Raw genomic sequence first — 22,789 nt, 5'->3', positions numbered from 1 at the left:
GCGCGGCAGACGAGACGGTTCCAGCGAATTTAGGTATTACTACGGAGTCGCCCGCGTTGAGGTCGTTTAGCCCTCGAACACGACGTCTGAGACGCTCTTGTCCGGCCGCAGACCGCGCCAGCGGGCGTGGCGGAGAATACCGTCGGGCGTCCAGTTCGCGAACTCGACCTCGGCGACGAGTTCCGGCCGCACCCAGAGGGCGTCAGACGCGTCCGGAGCAGGGACGCCGGTCAGATGTGTGCGGTCAGTGCGCAGCGGTTCGAGTCGGGTGGTGAGGTCGCGCAGCATCCGATCGGTGAAGCCGGTGCCGACGCGTCCGATGTAGCGGATGCCGCCCCCGTCGGGGATGCCGAGCAGCAGTGAGCCGATCCGTCCGCCGCGATCACCCTTGCCCGGCCGGATGCCGCCGATGACGACCTCCTGCGTGTGCGTGTGCTTGAGCTTGAGCCATGAGGGCGAACGCAAGCCCGGTCGATAGGTCGAGGCGGGGTCCTTGACGACGATCCCCTCCAGCCCGAGTGCGGCACTCGTCTCCAGTGCGGCATCCACGTCCTCGAAGACGGGAGGCACGACGACGGGAGCGTCGAGATCCTGGGCGATGCTCTCCAGCAGTTCCCGGCGGTCGCGGAGCGGAAGGGCGGTGAGGTCGTGCCCGTCCAGGCTCAGCAGGTCGAAGAGCTGGTAGACCACGGGGGTCCGTACGACCTCGCGCTCGATCTCGCGCGCCGAGGTCAGATGCATCCGGTTCTGCATCCGGCTGAAGCTCGGCAGGCCTGAGGCGTCGAACGCGACGATCTCGCCGTCGACGACGGCCTCGTCGATCGCGAAGCCAGGAGCGCCGTCTGCGGTGAGCTCCGGGTAGCGTGCGGTGATGTCGGTGCCGGAACGCGCCTGCAGAGTCATCCGTCCGTCGCGCCAGACGCCGATCGCACGGATGCCGTCCCACTTGATCTCCGCCCAGCCGGGGGAGCTGAGCCGTCGCGCGATCGGCGGAGTGCCGTGCTCGGCGAGCATCGGCTGGATCGGTGCGGGACGGCTCTCGCCCTCGGTGCGTGCGGTGTCGGCGGATCGCTGTCGCGGAGCGGGGCGTGGCCGGCCTCGGCGGTGTTCGTCCTTCATACGGTGCAGCAACCAGGAGGACTTCTCGCCTTCACCTCCAGTGCGGATCAGGGCGAGCCTGGCAGCGCCGAGTGGACCATCCGGCCGTCCGGTGAACGTGCCGATGACCTCGTCGTCGCGCCATTTCTCCAGTGCGACCGTTCCGGTGTCCCACACCGTCATCGCTCCCGCGCCGTACTCGCCGGCCGGGATCGTGCCGGCGAAGGTCAGGTACTCCATCGGATGCGGCTCGGTCATCACCGCGAGATGGTTGCGATCGGCGGTCTCCGGGACGCCCTTCGGCACCGCCCAGCTGACGAGCACGCCGCTGTCCTCGATGCGCAGGTCGTAGTGGAGTCGACGGGCGTGGTGCTCCTGGATCACGAAGCGCCTCGTCATTCCACCGTCGGAGGCGGCGATCCGCTCCGGCATCGGCTCCGGAGTCCTGGCGGCGTCGCGCTTCGCGAGGTACGGCGCGAGCGCATCTTCGCCGTCCGGTCGGAGCCCGGCCAGCGGATCGATGCCCGCTTCCATCCGCTCGAGCACTTCGTCGAGGTCGAGCTGTGCCACGTCGGAGGATTCCAGTTCTGCCCACGTGCGGGGAGCGGCGACCCACGGCCGTGCGCGCCCGCGCAACGAGTACGGCGAGATCGTGGTCTTCTTGCCGTTGTTCTGGCTCCAGTCGAGGAACACCTTGCCGCCGCGGGCGGCCTTCGCCATCGTGCTCGTGGCGAGATCGGGATGCTCGCTCTCGATAAGGCGCGCCAGCTCCTTCACGACGGCGGAGATCTCGGTGCTCGTCTGAGTGCCTGGCAGTGGGGCGTAGAGGTGGATGCCCTTGCTGCCGCTGGTGACGGGCACGGGTTCCAGGCCCATGCCGGAGAGGATGCCGCGGGCGATCACCGCGACCTCGGCGCACTGGGCGAGATCGGCGCCGGGACCGGGGTCGAGATCGAGCACCAGCCGGTCGGGGTTTCCCGGCAGGCCGTCGGCGCCGAATCGCCACTGCGGCACATGCAGCTCGATCGCCGCGACCTGCGCGAGCCACACCAGTGTCGGGACGTCTTCGACGAGCGGATACTCCTTGGGGCCGTCCGAGTGCTGGATCGGCATGCGGGGGATCCACTCCGGTGCACCGGGTTCGAGCTGCTTGGTGAAGAACGCATCGGCGGGAGCATCCGCTGTGCCGACGCCCTCGACCCACCGTTTTCGCGTCACCGGCCGGCCCGCGAGCTGGGGGAGCAGGAGCGGGGCGATCGCGGAGTAGTAGGCGATGACCTCGCCCTTGGTCGTACCGGTCTCCGGGTAGACCACCTTGTCGAGGTTGGTGATGCGCAGACGGCGACCGTCCACCTGCACGATCTGTCCGTCCGTCGCCATGACGTCAGGTTAGGGCACGGCACGTGATCACGGGGCTGGCCGTGGCCGGTGCGACTGGTGTCTACTGGTGTCATGAGGACCATCTGGAAGGGCGCACTGACGTTCGGGCTCGTGAACGTTCCGGTGAAGGTGTATTCCGCGACCGAGGATCACGACGTTCCGCTGCACCAGGTGCATGAGAAGGACGGCGGACGCATCCGCTACCAGCGCACCTGCGAGGTCTGCGGCGAGACGGTGGCCTACGCCGACATCGATCGCGCCTACGTCGACGACGCGCAGACGATCGTGCTGACGAAGGAGGACCTGGCGTCGCTGCCGGCCGAGAAGAGCCGCGAGATCGACGTGGTGGAGTTCGTGCCGACCGACCAGGTCGACCTGCTCACCCTCGACAAGGCCTACTACCTCGAACCGGATTCGAAGTCGCCGAAGGCCTACGTGCTGCTGCGGCGGACCCTGGAGGAGACCGACCGCACCGCGATCGTGCGGTTCACCCTGCGGCAGAAGACCCGGCTGGCGGCTCTCCGGGTGCGCGGCGATGTCCTCGTTCTGCAGACCCTGCTCTGGGCCGACGAGGTGCGAGAAGCGGCCTTCCCGTCGCTCGACGAGAAGGTCACGATCTCGAAGAAGGAACTCGAGCTGTCGGCATCCCTCGTCGAGAGCTACTCGGGCGACTTCGATCCGGGTGCGTTCGTGGACGAGTATCAGACCGAGCTGCGCACCCTCATCGACGCGAAGATCGAGGCCGGCGAGGGCTTCGATGTGTCGACGACGTTCGCGGAGGACGAAGAGCCGAAGGGCGGCGAGGTCATCGATCTGATGGAGGCGCTGCGTGCGAGTGTCGCGCGCTCCAAGGAGCAGAAGGACGCCTCGAAGTCCGAGAAAGCGCCGAAGTCCGCTCCTGCGAAGAAGAAGACCGCCAGCTGATCGGCGACCCGGAGGTCAGTGCTTGCCGTCGCCGTCCAGGTCGGGTGCGCGATCGAAGACCTCGGGGTCGAGGGCGAGTGCTTCGGCCTCGACGGCATCCGTCACCACGTCTTCGCCGGCGGCAGCAGCCTTCTTCGCCTTGTAGCGCTCGGCGAAGTAGTGCCACAGGGTGACGACGGCGGTTCCGCCGACCGCGATCAGCAGGATGACGTCGATGTACTCGACGACGAGGTCGCTCACCCACGGGATGTAGCCGATCAGGAAACCGACCATCGTGAGACCGAAGCCCCAGAGCATCGCGCCGATGAAGTTGTAGAGGGTGTACTTGCGCCAGGGCATGTGGCCCACGCCTGCGGCCACGGGGGCGAAGGTGCGCACGATCGGCACGAAACGGGCGAGGATGATCGTCAGACCGCCGAAGCGCTCGAAGAACGCGTTCGTCCGCTCGACGTTCTTCTTGCTGAAGAGGCCGGATTCCTTGCGCTCGAAGACAGCGGGGCCACCCTTGTGCCCGATGAGATAGCCGACTTCACCGCCGACGAAGGCCGCGAGGGCGATCAGCAGGGATACCGCCCAGATGTTCAGGCCGAAGATGTTGCTCGTGTGCGTGAGCAGACCGGCGATGACCAGCAGCGTGTCGCCCGGGAGCAGGAACCCGACCAGAAGGCCGGTCTCCGCGAAGACGATGAAGCACACCACGAGCAGGGCCCAGGGGCCGGCTCCCTCGATGATCGTCGCAGGGTCGAGCCAGGGGATGAGGGCGGCGTGATGCATGGGATCCCGTCGTAGGAGGCGGTCGGCGGTGCTGGGCCAGTATAGCTGTGGCTTCGGAGGGGATCCTGGGATGCGGCGGCCGCGCTTCAGCGGCGCTTCAGGTCTGCGGTCCAGACTGGGAGGATGCGGATTCTCCTGGTGGACGACGAGGTGCGCCTTGCCGACGGCGTCCGCCGGGGCCTCGAGGCTGAGGGCATGACGGTCGATGTGGTGCACACCGGCACCGAGGGCCTGCGGATGGCTGGCGAGCGCGACTACGACGCGATCATCCTCGACGTGATGATGCCGGGCATGAGCGGCTACCGCGTGTGTCGCGCGCTGCGTGAAGAGGGCGACTGGACACCGGTGCTCTTCCTCACCGCGAAGGACGGCGAATGGGACGAGGTCGAGGGTCTCGACACCGGCGGCGACGATTGGCTGACCAAGCCCTTCTCGTACCCGGTGCTCGTCGCTCGGATCCGCGCTCTCGTGCGGCGCGGGGTCCGCGAGCGGCCGGCCGTGCTCGAGGCCGGCGATCTCCGGCTCGATCCCGCGGCCCGCAAGGTCTTCCGGGGCGAACACGAGGTGTCGTTGACCGCCCGAGAGCTCGCCGTGCTCGACTACCTGATGCGCAGGCGCGGTGAGGTCGTCACGAAGCGCGAGGTGATCGCGAACGTATGGGGCGAGGACTTCGACGCCGACCCGAACATCGTCGAGGTCTACGTGGGGCATCTGCGCGCGAAGCTGGATCGCCCGTTCGGACGCCGAGCGATCGAGACGGTCCGCGGCGCCGGCTACCGATTGTCGGCCGATGGTGGCTGAGACGGGCGCGGTGCTGCCGCACCGGCGCCGCGGACATTCTATTCGCACACGCGTCACGGTGGTCGCCGTGCTGGTCGTCGCGCTCGCTCTCGGCGCCGGCTCCATCGCCGGCGTCCTGCTGCTCAGACGTTCGCTGACCGACGGCGTCGTAGTGTCGCTGGAGAGCGACCTCGACACGATCGGCGATCGCGTCGAGGAGCGCCGGTTCGATATCCGGAGCGTCGGCGATGAGGTGTTGGTTCGCCTGCGCGGTCATGACGGAATCAGTACGAACGATGAGGATGCTCAACTTCTGCCGGAGCTCGCCGAAGACCGTATCGAGCGGGTGACGATCGATGGCGACTCCTATCTCGCCGCCTCCGAAGACACCGATGCCGGCCTTCTCACGGTCGCTCGCCCGGTGGAGCACGTCGACGAAGCGGTCTCGGCAGCGACGGGTCTTCTTGCTTTCGCTGTGCCGCTCGCGATCGCCCTGATCGGGCTGGTCGTGTGGGTCGTCTCCGGGCGGGCGCTCGCTCCCGTCGAGCGCTTGCGCCGTCAGGTCGATCAGATCGACCCGGCTGACCTGGATCGTCGCCTGGACGGCGGGGGTGCGGACGATGAGGTGGGTCGACTCGCCGGCACCATGAATCGGATGCTGGATCGCATCGAAGCCGCCCAGCGAACGCAACGGCAGTTCGTCAGCGACGCGTCGCACGAGCTGCGCTCGCCGCTGGCGACGATCCGGCAGCACGCGGAGGTCGCCACCGTGCACGCCGGGTCCATCTCGACCGACGCGCTCGCAGACGTCGTGCTCCACGAAGGCGCGCGGATGCAGGAACTCGTCGAGGGGCTGCTTCTGCTCGCCCGACTCGACGAGCATCGGGGCCTCGGCACGGCTGTGCCCGTCGACGTGGACGATCTCGCTCTCGCCGAGTTGCACCGGCTTCGAGGCCTCGGAGTGCGCGTCGATGCCGGCGGTGTCTCGCCCGGCCGTGCGCGAGGCAATGAGGTGCTCCTAGCCAGGGCTCTGCGCAACCTCGCCGACAACGCGGCGCGGCACGCGCGCACCGCCGTGACCCTGCGAGTGCAGGCGGAGGGCCCCTGGGTGGTGGTCGAGGTCGAAGACGACGGAGGCGGGATCGCGCACGATCAGCGCGAGCGCGTGTTCGAGCGCTTCGCCCGGCTCGATGAAGGACGCGCCCGTGACGAGGGCGGAAGCGGCCTCGGCCTGGCGATCGTTCGAGAGATCGCACTCGCGTACGGCGGATCCGTGTCGGTGACGGACGCGGCCTCCGGGGGAGCACGATTCGTGTTGATGCTGCCGTCCACCGCGGAATGACTCCTTCTGAAGAGTCCTGAAGAGAGCTTCAGGAGTCTTCAGTGGCGCTTCAGTACCCGCCAGACAGGCTGGGTATATGAACGACAACGAGCGCACCAACGAAAACGGATCCATCGACCCGACGGCAGCACCGACACTTCCGGTGGAGGCGGCCAACGCGGCGCCAGCCTCCGGAACCACACCGGCAGGACCCGCCGCTGACGCGGCGCCGAAACGGGGTCTTCGCAAGCCCGTGCTTATCGGTGTCGGGGCCGGCTTGGCGCTGTTGCTGGTGGGCGGGGTCAGTCTGGCCGTCGGCATGGAGCTCGGCGATGACGACCGCGACGATGCTTCGTCGGCGCAGCACAGCCCGAACGGTGCTCCGCACAGTGACGATGGCGACGATCGCCGCGGTGACCGCCCCGATGGCGATGATCGTGACGATGCGCAGGGGTCCCAGGGAGGGGCTTTCGCTCCCGCCGACTCGGCGTCGCTGATCACCGCAGCCACGGCGGCACTCGACGCGACCGGTGGTACCGGCGTCAGCTCGATCGATGTCGAACTCGGCGGCTACGAGATCGAGGTGCAGCTGGACGGCGGCGCCGATGCAGACGTCTTCGTGTCGACGGACGGAGAGGTCTCTGACCCGTACGACCGTGATGCCGACCCGACCGCCGATGCGGTGCTCGATCTCGGTCGCCTCGATGACATCACGGCTGCCGCATCTGCCGCTGCCGCGTCCGCCGCAGGCGGGAGTGATGGAACGATCGACTCGATCACTGCGTCTGATGACCCCGGTGTCGCCTTCGAGGTGACGGTGCGCTACGACGGTGGGCGGGAGTTCGAAGCAGCGCTCGCCGCCGACCTCAGCGTCGTCGCGACCGACCTCGACGACTGACGGATGCCGCCGGCCGGAGGTGGGTGAGAATCGGTGCGGAAGGTGGGACTTGAACCCACACGCCCGAAGGCACAGGAACCTAAATCCTGCGTGTCTACCGATTTCACCACTCCCGCGCGGTGGATCCAGTCTACTGATGCCGGCTGATCGGGACTCCCGCTCAGCCGGCATCTGTGTGGCTGGCCGGCCGGTCTTACGCCGAGGCGGTGGAACCCGGGAATCCGACCTGTGGATAACTTTTGAGGCGCTCTGCGGATTCTTGCGAGGATGCTCGGGTGAGTCATCCGTCCCTCTTGGTCGCCGAGCGTGTGCGGCAGCGCTTGCGCGCCGAAGGACTCGATCCTTCGATCGAACCGGATGCCGCACGACGCGTGGTGCAATCCGAGGTACGTCGGCACAACGACCTCGCCCTGTCGCGCGGCGGCGCGATGATCGACGACGAAACCGAGTGCGTGCGCGACGTGATCGCCGCCGTGAGCGGATTCGGGGCGCTGCAGCCGCTGCTCGACGACCCTGAGATCGAGGAGATCTGGCTGAACGGCCCCGACCGGATCTACGTCGCGCGCGGTGGCGTATCCGAGCGCATCGGGCTGCGGTTGTCGGATGCGGTCGTGCGCGATCTGGTCGAACGGATGCTGCAGTCCACCGGGCGGCGGGTCGACATCAGCCAGCCGTTCGTCGACGCGTCCCTGCCGGATGGTTCCCGGTTGCACGTCGCCATCGCCGATGTCGTGCGGGGCTCCTGGGCCGTGAACATCCGAAAGTTCCTGCCACGCTACCGCTCGCTCGAGGCATTGACGGCGCAGGGCGCCTTGCCTCCGCACATCGCCGAGCAGTTGCGACATGCGATGCGTGCGGGGCAGAGCGTGATCGTGTCCGGCGCCACCCACGCGGGCAAGACCACTCTGCTGGGCGCGCTGCTCGCCTCGTGCTCCGACGTGCAGCGCATCATCACGGTGGAGGAGACCTTCGAACTCGCCGTCGACGGTCCTGATCTGGTTGCGCTGCAGGGGCGTCAGGCGAGTCTGGAGGGCAGCGGCGAGATCACGCTCCGGCGGCTGGTCAAGGAGGCGCTGCGAATGCGGCCCGATCGGCTGGTCGTCGGCGAGGTGCGCGATGCCGAGGCGCTCGACCTCGTGCTCGCCCTCAACACCGGTGTACCCGGTGCCGCCACGGTGCACGCGAATTCGGCCGCCGAGGCGATGGACAAGCTCACCATCCTCCCGCTTCTCGCCGGACGCAACATCGACCGTGCGTTCATCGCACCGGCCCTCGCGGCCGCCGTCGACCTCGTGGTGCACTGCGCGCGGGACGCGGCCGGCGTGCGCCGCGTCGAGGAGGTCATCGCCCCGACGGGGGAGATCGTGGAGGGACGGATCATCACCAGGACCGTCTACCGGGCAGAGGGCGGTGGCTCCTCACTCGCGCCGGGCCCGCGGAGCATCGAACATCCGCGCAGGGCAGAGGGAGAATGGAACCCCGAGGAGGCTCGGACATGACCATCCTGCTCGGCGCCATGCTCGCCGCCGGTCTGCTGCTGTGCCTCTCGCCATGGCTCTGGCCACCGCGACCTCGGGAAGAGCGGGTTCTCAGGCGCAGCCCGCTCACCCGTCTCCTGGAGGAGGCGGGCTACGGAGCCGTCGAGCCGCGCGTCGTGGTCGCCGTGATCATCGCGATCGGGCTCGCTGCGGCATCCGTCGTCTGGCTCCTCACCGGACTGCTCGTGCTGGCTGTGCTGGCAGCGCTCGCGGGAGCAGCGGCGTCGATCATGTTCCTGCGTGCGCGCCGCCTCCGATTGCGCAAGGCCCGCCGCCAGCTCTGGCCCGACATCTGCGATCTGCTCATCGCATCGATCCGGGTCGGACTGTCTCTGCCCGATGCCGTCGCGAGCCTCGCGGAATCGGCGCCAGGTATGCTGCGCCCCGCTTTCGTGGTGTTCGCCCGTGATCTGCGCGCCACCGGCCGATTCGAGAGCAGCCTCGATCGGTTGAAGGCCTCGCTGGCCGATCCCATCGCGGACCGGATCATCGAAACGCTGCGAATGGCGCGCCAGGTCGGCGGAACGGAACTCACCGGAGTTCTTCGAGCCCTCTCGTCTTCGGTCCGAGCCGATGCGGCACTTCGTGGCGAGGTCGAGGCGCGGCAGTCGTGGATCCGCGGCGCTGCCGTGCTCGGGGCGGTGGCGCCGTGGGTCATTCTGGCGCTGCTGGTGATGCGTCCGGAGGGTGCGGCCGCGTACGGCAGCCCGGAGGGAGTCATGGTCATCTGCGCCGGAGCCGCCGTCTCGGTGATCGCCTTCCGGATCATGCTCCGCATCGGCCGTTTGCCGGAACCCCGGCGGTGGTTCGGGTGAGCGCCCTGTCGGACATCGCTCTCTCCGTCCTCCTCGGCGGCACGCTCGCGGCGGGACTCCTCACCGTTCTCGCCGCTTTGCCCCGATGGCGCGCGGCCTCGTTGAGCGCCCGCATCGCACCGTACGTGCGCGACGTCGTCGCAGACGATGCACTGCCATCAGGGGTGCTGCCTCGCGCCGGAGTTCTCCCCACGGGCACGGGCACGATCTGGCGCCGTCTGCAGAGCACGTTCGAGCGGATGCTGGGTGGGGGAGACGTACTTCGCCAGCGATTGGCGCAGGCCGGACTCCGCACCGATCCGACGACGTTCCGCGGACGGCAGCTGGCCTGGGGACTGGTGGGGATCGGCGCCGGCGCGGTGCTCGTGATCGCCCTCGCACTCGCCGGGCGGATGACGGCGCCTGTCGTCCTGCTCCCACTGATCACCGGCGCTGCGGCTGCTGTCGTCTACGACACGCAGCTTGCGAGTCGTGCCAAGGCGCGACGGGCGAGACTCACCGACGAACTGCCCACCACGTTGGAGTTCCTCGCGCTGTGTCTCTCGGCCGGAGAGGGTTTCCTCGATGCGCTTCGCCGGGTCTCTGCTGTCGGCTCCGGTGAATTGACGGGGGAGCTGCGTCGTGTCGTCCTGGCGGTGAACACCGGTTCCCCTCTCGCGGATGCGCTCTCCGAGATGGCGTCGCGTCTGCAGCTGCCCGGTCTCTCCCGCGCCGTCGATCAGATCGTCGCAGCCCTCGAACACGGAGCACCGCTGTCCGGCGTGCTCCATGCGCAGGCCGGCGATGCCAGGGAAGACGCGAAGCGCGTGCTGATCGAGCAGGCGGGACGCAAGGAGATTCTGATGCTCCTGCCGCTGGTCTTCCTGATCCTCCCGCTCTCGGTTCTCTTTGCGGTGTACCCCGGCTTGTTCATCCTGCGACTCGGCATCGGCTGAGTCGCTGACGAAAGGATCCTCATGACAACACTCCGACGCTGGTGGGCGGATGCCGCCGATCGCGCACGTGACCTCGGCGGCGACGAGTCCGGCGACGTGCCCGGATGGGTGCTGGTGACCCTCATGACCGCCGGTTTGGTGGTTCTGATCTGGGCCGTCGCCGGTCCTGCGCTGACCGCTCTGTTCGAACAGGCGATCCAGCGGGTGTCCGGGCTCTGACATGCGGGCGGCTCGAGGCGGGATGGCGGATGACCGCGGATCGAGTCCAGTGGAGTTCGTGCTGGTCGGCACGCTCCTCACCGTGCTCACGCTCGCGGTGCTGCAGCTCGCACTCGCCGTCTATGTGAGAAACGTCGTCCACGACGCTGCCGTCGAAGGTGCGTATCACGCCGCCCTTGCCGACACCGGCACGGAGGAAGGTGCCGATCGCACGCGTCTCGCGATCATCCGGGCCATCGGAGCCGACTATGCGGGAGATGTGACCGCGAGCACGACCGAGGAGCTCGGCCATGCCGCCATCGAGGTACGTGTGCGTACCACGCTCCCGGTCATCGGGCTTCTAGGCATCCCCTACGGGTTGGAGGTGGAAGCGCATGCGCCGATGGAATCGCTGGGCCCGGAATGACGACGGCTCCGCCGCGCTGGAGTTCATCACCGTCGGGGTGATCCTGCTCGTACCTCTCATCTACCTCGTCATCGCGCTCGGGGTGATCCAGGAGCAGACGCTCGGCGCCGAGGCCGCGGCGCGACACATGGCCCGCGTGATCTCCCAGGCGTCGGATGCGGACACGGCTGCGGCTCGCAGCGAGGCGGTGCTCGCCGGTGTCATCGACGAGTACGGCCTCGACGCTGACGCCGTGCAGGTGTCGCTGTCGTGCACCCCCGCCGGGGCGGGTTGCCCGACGGCCGGGGCCACCGTGATCGTGACCGTCGCCACGCGTGCGAGCCTGCCGTTCGTGCCGCCGTTGCTCGGCCTCGATCAGATCGCTTCGATCCCCCTGGAGGCGTCGGCGGTGCAGAAGGTCTCCCGACTGTGGGGTGACGGATGACTCGGCGAACCGGTCCGCGCGATGACGAGGAGGGCAGCATCCTTCTGCTCACTCTCGGGTACGTGCTCCTCGCCCTTGCGGTCCTGTTCGTCTGTGTATGCGCCACCGACCTCTACATCGCGCAGAAGCGCCTGGATGCGCTCGCCGATTCCGCAGCGCTCGCCGGAGCAGACGGTTTCACCCTCGTCGTATCGGGCGAGAACGTCGCGGCCGAGCTGACCGACGAGCGCGTGCACGATCAGGCTTCGGCCCTCCTCGCCGCGCTGCCGAGCAATGCCTCCCTGGTGGAGGCGAACTCACCGGACGGCGTCTCCGCGCACGTCATCGTCACATCGGCCTGGCACCCGCCGCTGTTCTCGCCGTTCGTTCCCGACGGCATCCGGTTGGAAGCCAATGCGACCACCCGTACGGCGCTCCGGTGAAGCTCTGAGGGCGGGCAACTAGGCCCGTGCGCCGCCCGACTCCAGGAGGGCGGTGAGGTCGCCGACGGTGCCGAGATGACCGAGCTTGTCGGGATTCAATTGGTTCGCGACCGTGTGCACAGCACCGCCTTCGACGTGCACCATCAGCATGCTGAGAATCGCACCGTCGGGCCCGGTGATGCGCAGCGCGGCACCGCCGTTGACGTTCGTCCGATCGAGCCGAACACCCAGACTCTCCCCACGGCGCACCAGACCCGCCAGGAACCGGGCGACGGCGACGGCACCGTGCAGCGGCTGGCGGATCGCCGGCGCTCGACCGCCACCATCTCCGTAGAACACGACGTCCTCAGCGAGAACGCCGATCAGCCCTTCGACGTCACCGGCCTCGAGCGCAGCGAAGAACGCTTCGGTGAGGGCAGCGTCGCGATCGCTGGCGCCGTCGAATCGGGGCCGGCCATCGGCGATGCGCGCCTTCGCTCTGTGGAAGATCTGGCGACAGGCGGCCTCATCCCGCTCGACGATGGCGGCGATCGTCGGATAGTCGTAGGCGAACACCTCGCGCAGCAGGAACACGGCGCGCTCGACCGGACCGAGCCGCTCGAGAACTGCGAGGAACGCGAACGAGAGCGTCTCATCACGTTCGATCCGGTGCGCCGGGTCGGTGTCGGCGTCGGGCAGCGGCTCCGGCATCCACGGACCGACGTAGACCTCGCGAGTATGCCGGGCTGAGCGCAGCGTATCGATCGCGAGCCGGGTGGCGACCGTCGCGGCGAAGGCGTCGGGATTGTCGATCGCCGTGCCAGCCGCCTGCCGTTCTTGCAGCCGCACATACGCGTCCTGCACCACGTCTTCGGCTTCCACCACACTGCCGAGCATCCGGTAGGCGATCGAGAACATGAGCGGGCGCAGCGCATTCTGCGCCTCACCGGTGACCGACATGGTTCGAGGATGTCACAAATGCGGATGCTCGTTCGTCGAAGGGGGTGAGAGAAGGAGAACAACATGCGAGTACTCATCGCCGGCGCCGCGGGCGCCATCGGATCGAGACTGGTGCCCCTGCTCCTGGCGGCGGGGCACGAGGTCGTCGGCACGTCGAGGAAGCCCGATCGGCTTGCCTCGATCGAGGCCGCAGGAGGACGCGCCGTCGTGATGGACGGCCTCGACGCGGCATCCGTGCGGGTGGCGGTGCTCGATGCTCGGCCCGATGTCATCGTGCACCAGCTCACCGCGCTCGGCGACGGGCCGATCGACCTCAAGCACTTCGATCGCTCATTCGCCGTGACGAACGCGCTCCGCACCCGCGGAACCGACAATCTGCTCGCCGCTGCAGCAGAGGCGGGAGTCAGCCGTTTCATCGCGCAGAGTTACACAGGTTGGCCGAACGAACGTACCGGCGGGCCGGTGAAGACCGAGGAAGACGCCTTCGACCCGCACCCGACGCCGGCCTCGCGGCAGGCGATCGCGGCGATCCAGTACGTCGAGCGGGCTGTCACCGCGGTCGGTGGCCTCGCGCTCCGGTACGGACAGCTGTACGGACCCGGGCAGGCGATCGGTCATGGCGGTCAGATGGTGGAGATGCTCGAAGCCCGCAAACTACCGCTCGTGAGCGGAGGCGCCGGCATCACGTCTTTCTGCCACATCGACGACGCGGCATCCGCCACGGCCGTCGCGGTGGAACGCGGAGCGCCCGGCGCATACAACATCGTCGACGATGACCCCGCTCCCGTGAGCGAGTGGTTGCCGGCGCTCGCCGAGGCGGTCGGGGCGAAGCCGCCGATGCGCGTCCCCGCGTGGGTCGCGAAGGCGCTCATCGGCGAACACGGCGTCTCGATGATGACGACGGTGCGCGGCTCGTCGAATGCCAAGGCGAAGCGGGAGCTCGGGTGGGCTCCGTCCTGGTCGAGTTGGAAGGAGGGGTTTCGCGGCGGACTCGGCTGAGTGCGGGCTGTCACGAGCCGCAGCGAGTTCAGGCGCGGTCGCGCACCCGGGTGAGCAGCGCGTCGATGCGCCGCTGCACGCCGTTCGCGAGCTCGGCCGGCAGCGCGTCCACCGGCCACCAGCGCACATCCTCTGATTCATCGCTCACGGTGATCTCGGCATCCCGGTCGACGATCACGGCGATCCCGACATCGAGGTGTGAGGCACAGCGTCCGAAACTCGCGGACAGGGCGTGGTGATCGAGGTCATAGGCGAGCGGTCCGTCGTCTCGCGCGTCGAGCCGGAGGCCGGTCTCCTCGCGGAGTTCACGCAGGGCCGCCGCCTCGATCGATTCGTCTCCCTCCTCGAGATGACCGCCCGGCTGCACCCAGAACTGTCCCTTCGCATGGAAGACGAGCAGCGTGTCACGGAGAGTCGGATCGAGAACGACGCAGGATGCCGTGGCGTGATCCGGCCCGGACTCCCGCCACATCGGTGATTCTCCGTGCACGAAGAACGAAGCGAAGTCTTCCTGGGCGGCGTGCTCGCCGTCGTCACGCGGGGAGAAGTCGCGCACCAGGTTCGACATGCTCCGGGTCACCGCGTCGCTCATTCAGAACTCCCCTCGGAATCGGTGCGCTTCGCCCGCGGCACGAACCGCGGGATCCAGCGCAGGAATCCTGCCGCGCCGAGGAGGCCGATCGCGCCCATGACACCAGCGGCGACCGAGAGCGATGCGACGGCGATGATCCCGGAGACCAGCAGCGGGGCGATCGCGCCACCGGCATCCGTCAGCGTCCGCCACGAGCCGAGGAACGCCGCCGGCTCCCGCTTCGGAGCGACATCGGCGCCGAGCGTGAGTAGGATGCCGCTGGAGAGGCCGTTGCCCACGCCGAGCACTGCGGCGAGCATGCCGAACCACAGCACCGCCGAATCCCCGTCGTGCGTGAACGACAGGGCGAGGAATCCGGCCCCCATCACGAGCATCGCCGGCATCGCGGCCCACAGTCTGCCGAACCGGTCCATCACCTGCCCGCTCGCATAGAACAGGGCGAAGTCGATGGCGCCGGAGACACCGACCACCAGGGCGATCGTCGATGCGTCGAGTCCTAACGACAGACCCCACAGCGGCAGCACCACCTGCCGTGCCGAGCGCACCGCCGACAGGGATGCGGCGGCGAGGCCCAGCCGGCTGAGCACTGCGCGCTGCTGCCACATCGTGCGGAAGATGCCCGCACGCTCGATGGTCGGAATCGAGCCGCTCACCGCCTCTCCGGAGTCCTCGGTCAGGTGCGAGGGGCCAGCCTGCCGCGTCGGCGGATTCGTCTTCTCCGGGTCGGGGCCGAGGAGCACCAGCAGCACCATGGCGACCAGGCAGACCATGAAGAACCAGATCGCCGCGCTTTCGCTCCCGAAGAGCTGCAGAAGTCCCGCGGCCACGAACGGGCCGATGAAGATGCCGAGCCGGAAGCTTCCACCGAGCAGCGACAGGGCACGCGCGCGGACCTCGAGCGGCACCCGGGTGGTCATGAACGCGTGTCGAGCGAGGCCGAACGCGGCCGCGCACAGCCCGAGCAGGAAGACGGATGCCGCCAGCACGCCGAGGGAAGGGGCGAACGCCATCCCCACGCCGGCGATGATGGCGATCACTCCTGCGATCACCATCGTCATGCGCTCGCCGATCCGCGCCACCGCCCAGCCCGCGGGCAGATTGCCGCAGAGCTGGCCGATGACGAGTGCCGAAGCGACGAGGGCGGCGAACGCCACATCGGCTCCCATGCCAACGGCGATCACCGGGATGAGTGGGATCACCGCGCCCTCGCCCAGGGCGAAAAGGATGGTGGGCAGGTACACCATCGGCCCGAAATCTCTCAGGACCGTCGATGCGCTGCTCACGCCTTCACGTTACCCCGCGGGCAGGTTCCGCCCGTCGAGGTACTCCGTCCCCGCGCGAACACCCGGCACGTTAGGCTGAAGTGCCATGCTCGAACTCGATCTCTCCGCCGACATCCAGGCCCTGCGACTCACCTTCGGTGACATTCGCGAGGTCGTCGATGTCGAAGCGCTCCGTACTGAAATCGCCCGTCTCAACGAGGAAGCCGGTGCTCCCGACCTCTGGGACGACACCGAGCGTGCCCAGAAGGTGACCAGCGCACTCAGCCACCGCCAGTCGGAGCTCGCCCGGATCGAGGGGATCGCCGGCCGTCTCGACGACCTCGAAGTCCTCGTCGGCCTCGCGAACGAGATGGGCGACGAGGAATCGGCGCAGGAGGCGCGCATCGAGCTCGCAGCCCTCACCGAACTGATCAACCAGCTCGAGGTGCAGACGCTTCTCGGCGGCGAGTACGACGATCGTGCCGCCATCATCACGATCCGCTCCGGCGCGGGCGGCGACGACGCCACCGACTTCGCCGAGATGCTCATGCGCATGTACCTGCGCTGGGCGGAGCAGCACAAGTACCCGGTGAAGGTCATGGACACCTCCTACGCCGAGGGTGCGGGAATCAAATCCGCGACGTTCGAGATCGACGCCCCCTACGCGTTCGGAACGCTGTCCGTCGAAGCCGGCACGCACCGTCTCGCGCGCATCAGCCCGTTCGGCTCCGCCGACAAGCGTCAGACCAGCTTCGCGGCTGTCGAGGTCATCCCGCTCATGGAGGAGGCCACTGCGGTGGAGATCCCCGAGGGCGACATCCGCGTCGACGTCTTCCGCTCGTCCGGCCCCGGCGGTCAGTCGGTCAACACCACCGACTCCGCCGTGCGCCTCACCCACCTGCCGACCGGCATCGTCGTGTCGATGCAGAACGAGAAGTCGCAGATCCAGAACCGCGCCGCGGCGATGCGCGTGCTGCAGACCCGCCTGCTGCTGCTGCAGAAGGCCGACGAAGCCGCGAAGAAGAAGGAACTCGCCGGAAACATCACCGCGAGCTGGGGCGACCAGATGCGCTCGTACTTCCTCTACGGACAACAGCTCGTCAAGGACCTCCGCACCGGCCACGAGTCCGGCAACCCGGCCGCTGTGTTCGACGGCGACCTCGACGGCTTCATCTCGGCGGGCATCCGCTGGCGCAAACGCAAGGTCGAGGACTGATCTCAGATTCACGCAGAAGGCCCGGGAGCGAATCGCTCCCGGGCCTTCTGCATTCAGAGTGGGATCACTGCATCAAGCAGGTCACGCCGGAACTGGTGAACTCATCCGTGAACGCCGTCAGTGCGTCGGCATCCTGGAACATCTCATCACCGTTCGCGATGACACGCAGCGTGTCGTCGTCGATGTCGGATGCGACGAACGCCTCGCTGATGCAGGTGACCTGCTCAGGGGTGTACGTCTCTCCCTGGCCGGACAGCGTGAGGATCTCCGTGAGGCCCTCAGACACCTCTTCAACGGTCGGCCGACCGGCCGAGGTCTCGTCGGTGGTGCTGTCGGTCTCATCGGGGTCCGGCGCGGCCTCCGTCGGGATCGACGTCGGGAAATCGTCCATCTCGCTCTGGACGCCCTCGGCGAAGGCGAACAGGTAGACGAACGACATCACGATGCCGATGATCGTGCCGACCACGGCGAGCGAGAGGCCCGCGATTCCGGGCCACTTCTTGCCCTTGAGGAACAACGACACGAGCGACAGGATGAAGCCGATTCCCAGGAGCACGAAACCGAACACTCCGACGAGCGGGATGAACACGAGGATCGTGCCGAGTACGGCCAACCCGAGGCCGACGAGTCCGAGGACCGACGGCTTCTTCGGACCGGCATCCGCAACGGCGTACGCACCGGGGGCGCCTGCCGGAGCCGCGCCGGGGTATGCCGGAGCTGCAGCGGGGTACGCAGGTGCTGCGTAGCCGGGGGCGCCGGTCTGGTACCCGGGGTCCGCGGGCGCGGAAGCCGGGTAGGCGCCGCCCGCAGCGTAGGGGGGAACGCCGCCGTCGCTGATCGGCGTCGTCGCAGCGGTCTCGTTCGGTGCGACGAACGGCGCCTCGACCTGTGCATCGGGCTCTGCCGCCGCAGCAGGCGGAGCGTAGGTGTCACTCGTCGTGCGGATCACGGTGTCATCGAGAGAATCGGCAGCGGTCTCTTCGACCGCTGGAGTGTGTGCGACTGCCGGAGCGTCTGCAACCACCGGCGCTTCGGGTGCGGCCGCCTCGGGAGCGAAGTGCTCCGTCCACTGCTGCCCGTCCCACCAGCGCTGTCGGCCAGAGCCGTCGTCGTACCAGCCTGCAGGTGTCGTCATGGGGTCCCCCTCGAAATCGTTCGCCCGCGCGGAACGCGCGAATCGGCTACCTCATATATAGCAGTGACCGGTGACGTCACGGGGTGTCGCTCGCGATCACCGGAAGAGGCGCGTTTAGGCTCGTATCGCCATGATTCGGTTCGAGAATGTCACGAAACGCTATCGCGGGACCGCCAGGCCCGCGCTCTCCGGTGTCGACTTCGAAGTCCAGCGGGGAGAGTTCCTCTTCCTCGTCGGTGCCTCGGGATCCGGCAAGTCGACCTGCCTCAGGTTGATTCTCCGCGAAGAGATTCCGTCAACCGGCCGCGTCGCGGTGCTCGGGCGCGATCTGCGCTCGCTCGCCAACCGCAAGGTGCCGTACTTCCGGCGGCACATCGGAGCGGTGTTCCAGGACTTCCGTCTGCTGCCGTCGAAGACCGTGTACCAGAACGTCGCGTTCACGCTTCAGGTCACCGGCTCCTCTCGCGGCTTCATCCAGCAGGCGGTGCCGGAGGCGCTCGCACTCGTCGGCCTCGACGGCAAGCAGAAGCGGATGCCGCATGAGCTCTCCGGCGGTGAGCAGCAGCGCGTCGCGATCGCCCGCGCTCTCGTGAACCGCCCGCAGGTGCTGCTCGCCGACGAGCCCACCGGAAACCTCGACCCCGCCACATCCGTGGACATCATGCAGCTGCTCGCGCGCATCAACGCCGGTGGTACGACTGTTTTGATGGCCACGCACGAGGCCGGATTCGTCGACCAGATGCAGCGCCGCGTGATCGAGCTGCGTGACGGCGAGATGGTGCGCGACGAGGTGCACGGCGGTTATGGAGACACGTCGAACATCCCGCGCCTGGTGCCGGAGGAGGTGCGCGGCGCCGCAGCGGTCGCCGCGCTCACCGCTGTGCAGGAGGTGCAGCGCCAGACGGCCGACCTCTCGATGGTGCGCGCCGCCCTCGCCCAGGACCTGAGCGCCCAGCGCCGCGCAGCCGCATCGGCGCCCGCGCCGGAACCCGCGGTCCTGAAGCCGTCCGAGACGCCCCAGCCGGAGACCTCCGTCGAGGAGCCCGCTCCCGTGCCCGACGACGTCTCGGAGCCGGCCGTGGCTGTCGCGCCCCGTACGCATCCGATCGTGCTGCCGCAGGTCGACATCGCCGACCTCGGCGTCGCCGATCGACTCGGTCTGTCCGACGCGGACGACGAGGAAGTGGGACCGACCTCATGAGATACGGTCTGATCCTCACAGAGGCCCTCGGCGGTCTCCGCAGAAACATCTCGATGGTGATCTCCGTCGTGCTCGTGACGTTCGTCTCACTGACGTTCGTCGGAGCCGCGATCCTCATGCAGGCGCAGATCGGCACCATGCGCGGCTACTGGACCGAGCGCGCCCAGGTGGCCGTGTACATGTGCTCCGGCGTGTCCGAATCGCCGACCTGCCTCAACGGCTCCGCAACCGAGGAACAGGTGCAGATCGTCCGTGCCCAGATCGAGGGTGACGCACTCGCGCCGCTCATCGCCGATGTGCGCTTCGAGACCAAGGACGAGGCGTACGCCAACATCGTCGAGCAGATCGGCGAGGAGAAGGCCAGCGTCTTCACCGCAGACCAGATGTCCGAGAGCTTCTTCGTGACGCTGAAGGATCCGAGTCAGTCCCAGGTGCTCGTCGAGGCGTTCAACGGGGTCGCGGGGGTGGAGCAGGTGGCCGACCAGCTGCAATACCTCGAACCGCTTTTCTCGGCTCTCACCGTCGCAACGTACATCGCCATCGGAATCGCCGTCCTCATGCTCATCGCGGCGATCCTGCTGATCGCCACCACGATCCGTCTCTCGGCGTACGCGCGACGCAAGGAGATCGGGATCATGCGCCTGGTCGGAGCATCCAACCGTTTCATCCAGACGCCGTTCGTCCTTGAGGGCGTCTTCGCGGCCTTCCTCGGTTCGGCTCTGGCCAGCGTCGCGGTGGTCGCGGGCGTTCATTTCGGCGTCGACGGATACCTGCGCGGCCGCGTGCCGTTCATCACCACCTGGGTGACGATGCAGGACGCAGTGCTCGTCGTCCCCGTGCTCATCGGCATCGGTATCGTGCTCGCCGCGCTGTCCGCAGGGTTCGCGATCCGTCGCTGGCTGCGCACCTGAGGTCGCTGTCGTTGTAGACTGAAAGGCTGTCGTGCGCCCGCACGGCACAGATCAGGAGAGCATCATGCCCAGGGAACGCGGGGAGAAGGTCGTCGCGACCAATCGTCGCGCACGTCACGACTACAACATCGAGAAGTCGTACGAGGCGGGGATGGTGCTCACGGGCACCGAAGTGAAGTCGCTGCGCCAGGGGCGCGCCAATCTGAGCGACGGATACGCGTTCATCAAGGGCAACGAGGTGTTCCTCGACTCCGTGCACATCCCGGAGTACTCGCAGGGGCACTGGACGAACCACTCGGCGAAGCGCATCCGCAAGCTGCTCCTGCACCGCGAGGAGATCGCGAAGCTCTCGCACGCCGTGTCCGCGGGCGGGTACACGCTGGTTCCGCTGAAGCTGTACTTCGCCGACGGGCGCGCGAAGGTCGAGATCGCACTGGCCAAGGGCAAGCGCGAGTACGACAAGCGCCAGACCCTGCGCGAACGCCAGGACACCCGCGAGGCCGAGCGCGCCATGCGCACCCGCAATCGCGTCGGGGACTAGCGGCGTCGACGCGGGATCGACGCGTTTCGTCTCGTCACGGGCTCCTCGCTCAACGACCGGTCGTGGGCTCGAACCCGAACACGCGTCCGAGGAATGTCAGCTCCCGCTCCAGGGAGTCGACGATCGTCTCCGCCCTGCGGAAGCCATGCCCCTCGCCCTGATAGAGCACGTACTCGTGCGCGATCCCACGCGCGGCCAGCGCGTCGCGGATCGCCTCGGACTGCGACGGCGGCACGACGAGGTCGTCCGCGCCCTGCAGCAGGAGCACCGGGACATCGATCCGGTCGGCGTGCGTGAGCGGTGAGCGGTCGATGTAGACCTGCTCGAGTTCCGGCAGCGGCCCGACGAGCCCGTTGAGGTAGTGCTTCTCGAAGTCGTGCGTGTCTTCGGCGATCATGCGCAGGTCGCCGACGCCGTAGCGGCTGATACCCGCGGCGAAGACCCCGCCCCGCACCAGTGCGCACAGCACGGTCCAGCCCCCGGCAGAACCGCCGCGGATGGCGATGCGCTGCGGATCGGCAGCGCCGGATGCCGCGAGCCCGCGCGCCGCGGCGAGCACGTCGTCGACATCGGCGATGCCCCAGGCGCCGTCCAGCCGCTCGCGGTAGGCGCGACCATAGCCGGTGGAGCCGCCGTAATTCACGTCGAGCACACCGATCCCTCGGCTCGTGTAGAACGCGATGGCGGCGGATGCCGCGCCCGACGCGTGCGCGGTCGGACCACCGTGCACCAGCACGACGTACGGCGGGAGCTCGCCGGCGTCGGCGGATGCATCCGGGTGCGCCGGCGCGTAGTCGAAGGCGTGCACCGGGCCGCTCGGCCCGTCGAACGAGACCGCGCGAGCCGGCGGCATCCATCGGTCATCAAGGGCGCGTCCGCCGCGGACGGCGACGACCTCGCCGGAGTCGATGTCGACGGACCACAGACCGGCCTCGGTCCCCGAACCCCCGCCGGAGAGGAGCACGCGTGAGCCGGAGACGTCGTCGACGCTGACGTGCGCATCGGCGGGCACGTCGAGTCGGCGTGCATCGCCGTCGAGGTCGATCAGGACGACTTCATCACGCCCGTTCGTCCGCACCGCGACGATCCGGCCGTCGGGCAGGGGCTTGTACCAGCGATTGCCGAGCACCCAGAGGCCGTAGCCGGTGTCGGCGTCCGCCGGCGCGATCGGCTCGGGAGCCGCGGAGAGAGCGGCGCCGTCGAGCGTCAGTCGCTGCAACCCCCACCGTCCGGTCGGATCGTCCGCGAAGAGCAGTTGCGAATCGCTGACCCACTCCGGTTGCAGTGCGGCGTTGGTCGGCACGTCGACGCGCGTGCCGGCGTCGAGCGCGGCGATCACGAGTGACGCGTGCTCCCACGGCATCCGATCGGTGCTCCACTCGACCCAGGCGAGCCGTGAACCATCGGGAGAGAGCGCGGGGTGCGCGAAGAAGCCGGGACCGCTCGCGACCACTCGCACCGTGTCGTCGTCTGCGGCCGCCGAGCCATCGAGCGGGATCTCGACGATCGCGCGGGTGTGGGGCTCTGACCGCAGGTCCTCCTGCACGGCCAGCAGTCGCCCGCGCTGCAGGCTCAGTCCGCCGTACCGTGCACCGGCCGCGGTCAAGGGCTCGGGCTCGGCGCCCGGTGCGAGCCGGCGTATCCGCTGATCGCCCGCATCGACGAAGTACAGGGTGCCATCGGCATCCGCCGTCCAGGCGCCGCCGCCGTACTCGTGCACGCGGGAACGCGCGTTCCACGGGGCGGGCAGCACCTCTCGGCCGGTCGAGCTGCGGACGGTGACGCGGCCGCCCTCGGCGGGCACCGACTCTCCCCACCAGATCTCGTCGCCCACGAAGAGGGCGCCGTCGATGCGCGGGGCGGATGCCGCGACATCCGCTGCCGAGAAGGGGGAGGGCCAGGAGCCGTACGGAGTCGCCATGCATCGAGCTTAGGTCGGCAGTGTGACGTCGTGTGTCGTGGTCGCGTGCGCGGAACGGGTCGGCTGTTCTACCTTGCTGGAAACGCCCGATTCACCTCGAGCGTGGTGCGACAGCCGAGCCCGGCACCCGCCCGTGAA

At 68.4% G+C, this 22,789-nt stretch carries 23 protein-coding genes and 1 tRNA gene; 16 read left to right on the top strand and 8 right to left on the bottom strand.

The genetic code is table 11. The features are described from left to right. Window positions 1-66: 66 nt before the first annotated feature. Window positions 67-2,478 carry an ATP-dependent DNA ligase gene (locus MRBLWH12_RS07615; protein WP_363547797.1) on the bottom strand — a complete coding sequence of 804 codons (2,412 nt, stop codon included), beginning with the start codon at window positions 2,476-2,478 and terminating at the stop codon, window positions 67-69. Window positions 2,479-2,550: 72 nt separating this feature from the next. Between MRBLWH12_RS07615 and MRBLWH12_RS07610 the strand changes: the two genes are divergently transcribed. Continuing rightward, window positions 2,551-3,402 (top strand): Ku protein, encoded by an 852-nt coding sequence (locus MRBLWH12_RS07610; protein ID WP_341974190.1) that lies wholly within the window; start codon window positions 2,551-2,553, stop codon window positions 3,400-3,402. Between the two features lie 15 nt (window positions 3,403-3,417). Here the strand turns inward: MRBLWH12_RS07610 and MRBLWH12_RS07605 are convergent, their stop codons facing one another. Further along, window positions 3,418-4,176 (bottom strand): DedA family protein, encoded by a 759-nt coding sequence (locus tag MRBLWH12_RS07605; protein WP_341974191.1) that lies wholly within the window; start codon window positions 4,174-4,176, stop codon window positions 3,418-3,420. A gap of 123 nt (window positions 4,177-4,299) precedes the next feature. Here MRBLWH12_RS07605 and MRBLWH12_RS07600 point away from each other — a divergent pair, with 123 nt between their 5' ends. From MRBLWH12_RS07600 to MRBLWH12_RS07590, 3 genes are all read left to right on the top strand, one after another. Next, entirely contained in the window at window positions 4,300-4,977 is a 678-nt protein-coding gene (locus tag MRBLWH12_RS07600) for a response regulator transcription factor (protein WP_363547793.1), read from the top strand. Beyond that, on the top strand, window positions 4,967-6,298 hold the full coding sequence (locus tag MRBLWH12_RS07595; protein ID WP_363547790.1) for a sensor histidine kinase: 1,332 nt from the start codon (window positions 4,967-4,969) through the stop codon (window positions 6,296-6,298). Before MRBLWH12_RS07600 ends, MRBLWH12_RS07595 begins: the two co-directional genes overlap by 11 nt. A gap of 76 nt (window positions 6,299-6,374) precedes the next feature. Further along, on the top strand, window positions 6,375-7,175 hold the full coding sequence (locus tag MRBLWH12_RS07590; protein WP_363547787.1) for a hypothetical protein: 801 nt from the start codon (window positions 6,375-6,377) through the stop codon (window positions 7,173-7,175). A 34-nt stretch (window positions 7,176-7,209) separates the two neighbouring features. Here MRBLWH12_RS07590 and MRBLWH12_RS07585 read toward each other — a convergent pair. Continuing rightward, window positions 7,210-7,291 (bottom strand) — tRNA-Leu (locus MRBLWH12_RS07585). A gap of 159 nt (window positions 7,292-7,450) precedes the next feature. On the opposite strand from MRBLWH12_RS07585, the gene MRBLWH12_RS07580 reads away from it, so the two are divergent. The 7 genes from MRBLWH12_RS07580 to MRBLWH12_RS07550 are packed head-to-tail and all read left to right on the top strand — an operon-like array spanning window position 7,451 to window position 11,934. Beyond that, window positions 7,451-8,674 carry a CpaF family protein gene (locus MRBLWH12_RS07580; RefSeq protein WP_363547784.1) on the top strand — a complete coding sequence of 408 codons (1,224 nt, stop codon included), beginning with the start codon at window positions 7,451-7,453 and terminating at the stop codon, window positions 8,672-8,674. Next, entirely contained in the window at window positions 8,671-9,528 is an 858-nt protein-coding gene (locus MRBLWH12_RS07575; RefSeq protein ID WP_363547781.1) for a type II secretion system F family protein, read from the top strand. The genes MRBLWH12_RS07580 and MRBLWH12_RS07575 overlap by 4 nt, the downstream gene beginning before the upstream one ends. Next, complete coding sequence (locus MRBLWH12_RS07570; RefSeq protein ID WP_363547779.1) at window positions 9,525-10,463, top strand: type II secretion system F family protein; 939 nt, start codon at window positions 9,525-9,527, stop codon at window positions 10,461-10,463. Before MRBLWH12_RS07575 ends, MRBLWH12_RS07570 begins: the two co-directional genes overlap by 4 nt. Before the next feature lie 21 nt (window positions 10,464-10,484). After that, window positions 10,485-10,682, top strand: coding sequence for a hypothetical protein (locus MRBLWH12_RS07565; RefSeq protein ID WP_363547776.1), 198 nt, complete (start codon window positions 10,485-10,487; stop codon window positions 10,680-10,682). Between the two features lie 22 nt (window positions 10,683-10,704). Continuing rightward, the gene (locus tag MRBLWH12_RS07560; RefSeq protein ID WP_363547773.1) at window positions 10,705-11,088 is read left to right on the top strand and encodes a TadE/TadG family type IV pilus assembly protein; all 384 of its coding nucleotides are present in this window, start codon (window positions 10,705-10,707) and stop codon (window positions 11,086-11,088) included. Then, complete coding sequence (locus tag MRBLWH12_RS07555) at window positions 11,057-11,512, top strand: TadE/TadG family type IV pilus assembly protein (RefSeq protein WP_363547771.1); 456 nt, start codon at window positions 11,057-11,059, stop codon at window positions 11,510-11,512. Before MRBLWH12_RS07560 ends, MRBLWH12_RS07555 begins: the two co-directional genes overlap by 32 nt. Next, window positions 11,509-11,934: a pilus assembly protein TadG-related protein gene (locus tag MRBLWH12_RS07550; RefSeq protein WP_363547768.1), complete on the top strand. Its 426-nt coding sequence runs from the start codon at window positions 11,509-11,511 to the stop codon at window positions 11,932-11,934. The genes MRBLWH12_RS07555 and MRBLWH12_RS07550 overlap by 4 nt, the downstream gene beginning before the upstream one ends. 18 nt (window positions 11,935-11,952) lie before the next feature. Here MRBLWH12_RS07550 and sigJ read toward each other — a convergent pair whose 3' ends face one another. Next, window positions 11,953-12,873, bottom strand: coding sequence for an RNA polymerase sigma factor SigJ (gene sigJ, locus MRBLWH12_RS07545; protein ID WP_363547765.1), 921 nt, complete (start codon window positions 12,871-12,873; stop codon window positions 11,953-11,955). Window positions 12,874-12,936: 63 nt separating this feature from the next. Between sigJ and MRBLWH12_RS07540 the strand changes: the two genes are divergently transcribed. Beyond that, the gene (locus tag MRBLWH12_RS07540) at window positions 12,937-13,872 is read left to right on the top strand and encodes an NAD-dependent epimerase/dehydratase family protein (RefSeq protein ID WP_363547763.1); all 936 of its coding nucleotides are present in this window, start codon (window positions 12,937-12,939) and stop codon (window positions 13,870-13,872) included. Between the two features lie 28 nt (window positions 13,873-13,900). Here MRBLWH12_RS07540 and MRBLWH12_RS07535 read toward each other — a convergent pair whose 3' ends face one another. Further along, window positions 13,901-14,464: an NUDIX hydrolase gene (locus MRBLWH12_RS07535; protein ID WP_363547760.1), complete on the bottom strand. Its 564-nt coding sequence runs from the start codon at window positions 14,462-14,464 to the stop codon at window positions 13,901-13,903. Further along, on the bottom strand, window positions 14,461-15,708 hold the full coding sequence (locus MRBLWH12_RS07530; protein ID WP_363551320.1) for an MFS transporter: 1,248 nt from the start codon (window positions 15,706-15,708) through the stop codon (window positions 14,461-14,463). Before MRBLWH12_RS07530 ends, MRBLWH12_RS07535 begins: the two co-directional genes overlap by 4 nt. 124 nt (window positions 15,709-15,832) lie before the next feature. On the opposite strand from MRBLWH12_RS07530, the gene prfB reads away from it, so the two are divergent. Further along, on the top strand, window positions 15,833-16,942 hold the full coding sequence (gene prfB / locus MRBLWH12_RS07525) for a peptide chain release factor 2 (protein ID WP_341974219.1): 1,110 nt from the start codon (window positions 15,833-15,835) through the stop codon (window positions 16,940-16,942). A gap of 64 nt (window positions 16,943-17,006) precedes the next feature. Here prfB and MRBLWH12_RS07520 read toward each other — a convergent pair whose 3' ends face one another. Continuing rightward, on the bottom strand, window positions 17,007-18,077 hold the full coding sequence (locus MRBLWH12_RS07520; protein WP_363547757.1) for a DUF2510 domain-containing protein: 1,071 nt from the start codon (window positions 18,075-18,077) through the stop codon (window positions 17,007-17,009). Between the two features lie 130 nt (window positions 18,078-18,207). Here MRBLWH12_RS07520 and ftsE point away from each other — a divergent pair, with 130 nt between their 5' ends. The 3 genes from ftsE (at window position 18,208) to smpB (ending at window position 20,730) form a co-directional block, all read left to right on the top strand. Further along, window positions 18,208-19,278, top strand: coding sequence for a cell division ATP-binding protein FtsE (gene ftsE, locus MRBLWH12_RS07515; RefSeq protein ID WP_363547754.1), 1,071 nt, complete (start codon window positions 18,208-18,210; stop codon window positions 19,276-19,278). Next, window positions 19,275-20,189: a permease-like cell division protein FtsX gene (ftsX, locus tag MRBLWH12_RS07510; protein ID WP_341974222.1), complete on the top strand. Its 915-nt coding sequence runs from the start codon at window positions 19,275-19,277 to the stop codon at window positions 20,187-20,189. Before ftsE ends, ftsX begins: the two co-directional genes overlap by 4 nt. Before the next feature lie 64 nt (window positions 20,190-20,253). Then, window positions 20,254-20,730 (top strand): SsrA-binding protein SmpB, encoded by a 477-nt coding sequence (gene smpB, locus MRBLWH12_RS07505; protein ID WP_363547750.1) that lies wholly within the window; start codon window positions 20,254-20,256, stop codon window positions 20,728-20,730. Between the two features lie 49 nt (window positions 20,731-20,779). On the opposite strand, the gene MRBLWH12_RS07500 is transcribed toward smpB, so the two are convergent. Further along, window positions 20,780-22,651, bottom strand: a complete 1,872-nt coding sequence (locus MRBLWH12_RS07500; protein WP_363547747.1) for a S9 family peptidase — start codon at window positions 22,649-22,651, stop codon at window positions 20,780-20,782. Between the last annotated feature and the right edge of the window lie 138 nt (window positions 22,652-22,789).

It is taken from the genome of Microbacterium sp. LWH12-1.2, assembly GCF_040675825.1.
Taxonomy (GTDB): domain Bacteria; phylum Actinomycetota; class Actinomycetes; order Actinomycetales; family Microbacteriaceae; genus Microbacterium.
This window is presented reverse-complemented; position numbering and strand designations above follow the sequence as displayed.

Coding starts and splice junctions, on each gene's coding strand:
- MRBLWH12_RS07595 (WP_363547790.1), top strand. CDS start 4,967: ATGGTGGCTGAGACGGGCGCGGTGCTGCCGCACCGGCGCCGCGGACAT.
- MRBLWH12_RS07500 (WP_363547747.1), bottom strand. CDS start 22,651: ATGGCGACTCCGTACGGCTCCTGGCCCTCCCCCTTCTCGGCAGCGGAT.
- sigJ (WP_363547765.1), bottom strand. CDS start 12,873: ATGTCGGTCACCGGTGAGGCGCAGAATGCGCTGCGCCCGCTCATGTTC.
- ftsX (WP_341974222.1), top strand. CDS start 19,275: ATGAGATACGGTCTGATCCTCACAGAGGCCCTCGGCGGTCTCCGCAGA.
- ftsE (WP_363547754.1), top strand. CDS start 18,208: ATGATTCGGTTCGAGAATGTCACGAAACGCTATCGCGGGACCGCCAGG.
- MRBLWH12_RS07565 (WP_363547776.1), top strand. CDS start 10,485: ATGACAACACTCCGACGCTGGTGGGCGGATGCCGCCGATCGCGCACGT.
- MRBLWH12_RS07540 (WP_363547763.1), top strand. CDS start 12,937: ATGCGAGTACTCATCGCCGGCGCCGCGGGCGCCATCGGATCGAGACTG.
- smpB (WP_363547750.1), top strand. CDS start 20,254: ATGCCCAGGGAACGCGGGGAGAAGGTCGTCGCGACCAATCGTCGCGCA.
- MRBLWH12_RS07615 (WP_363547797.1), bottom strand. CDS start 2,478: ATGGCGACGGACGGACAGATCGTGCAGGTGGACGGTCGCCGTCTGCGC.
- prfB (WP_341974219.1), top strand. CDS start 15,833: ATGCTCGAACTCGATCTCTCCGCCGACATCCAGGCCCTGCGACTCACC.
- MRBLWH12_RS07535 (WP_363547760.1), bottom strand. CDS start 14,464: ATGAGCGACGCGGTGACCCGGAGCATGTCGAACCTGGTGCGCGACTTC.
- MRBLWH12_RS07605 (WP_341974191.1), bottom strand. CDS start 4,176: ATGCATCACGCCGCCCTCATCCCCTGGCTCGACCCTGCGACGATCATC.
- MRBLWH12_RS07575 (WP_363547781.1), top strand. CDS start 8,671: ATGACCATCCTGCTCGGCGCCATGCTCGCCGCCGGTCTGCTGCTGTGC.
- MRBLWH12_RS07550 (WP_363547768.1), top strand. CDS start 11,509: ATGACTCGGCGAACCGGTCCGCGCGATGACGAGGAGGGCAGCATCCTT.
- MRBLWH12_RS07555 (WP_363547771.1), top strand. CDS start 11,057: ATGCGCCGATGGAATCGCTGGGCCCGGAATGACGACGGCTCCGCCGCG.
- MRBLWH12_RS07600 (WP_363547793.1), top strand. CDS start 4,300: ATGCGGATTCTCCTGGTGGACGACGAGGTGCGCCTTGCCGACGGCGTC.
- MRBLWH12_RS07590 (WP_363547787.1), top strand. CDS start 6,375: ATGAACGACAACGAGCGCACCAACGAAAACGGATCCATCGACCCGACG.
- MRBLWH12_RS07520 (WP_363547757.1), bottom strand. CDS start 18,077: ATGACGACACCTGCAGGCTGGTACGACGACGGCTCTGGCCGACAGCGC.
- MRBLWH12_RS07560 (WP_363547773.1), top strand. CDS start 10,705: ATGGCGGATGACCGCGGATCGAGTCCAGTGGAGTTCGTGCTGGTCGGC.
- MRBLWH12_RS07530 (WP_363551320.1), bottom strand. CDS start 15,708: ATGGTGTACCTGCCCACCATCCTTTTCGCCCTGGGCGAGGGCGCGGTG.
- MRBLWH12_RS07610 (WP_341974190.1), top strand. CDS start 2,551: ATGAGGACCATCTGGAAGGGCGCACTGACGTTCGGGCTCGTGAACGTT.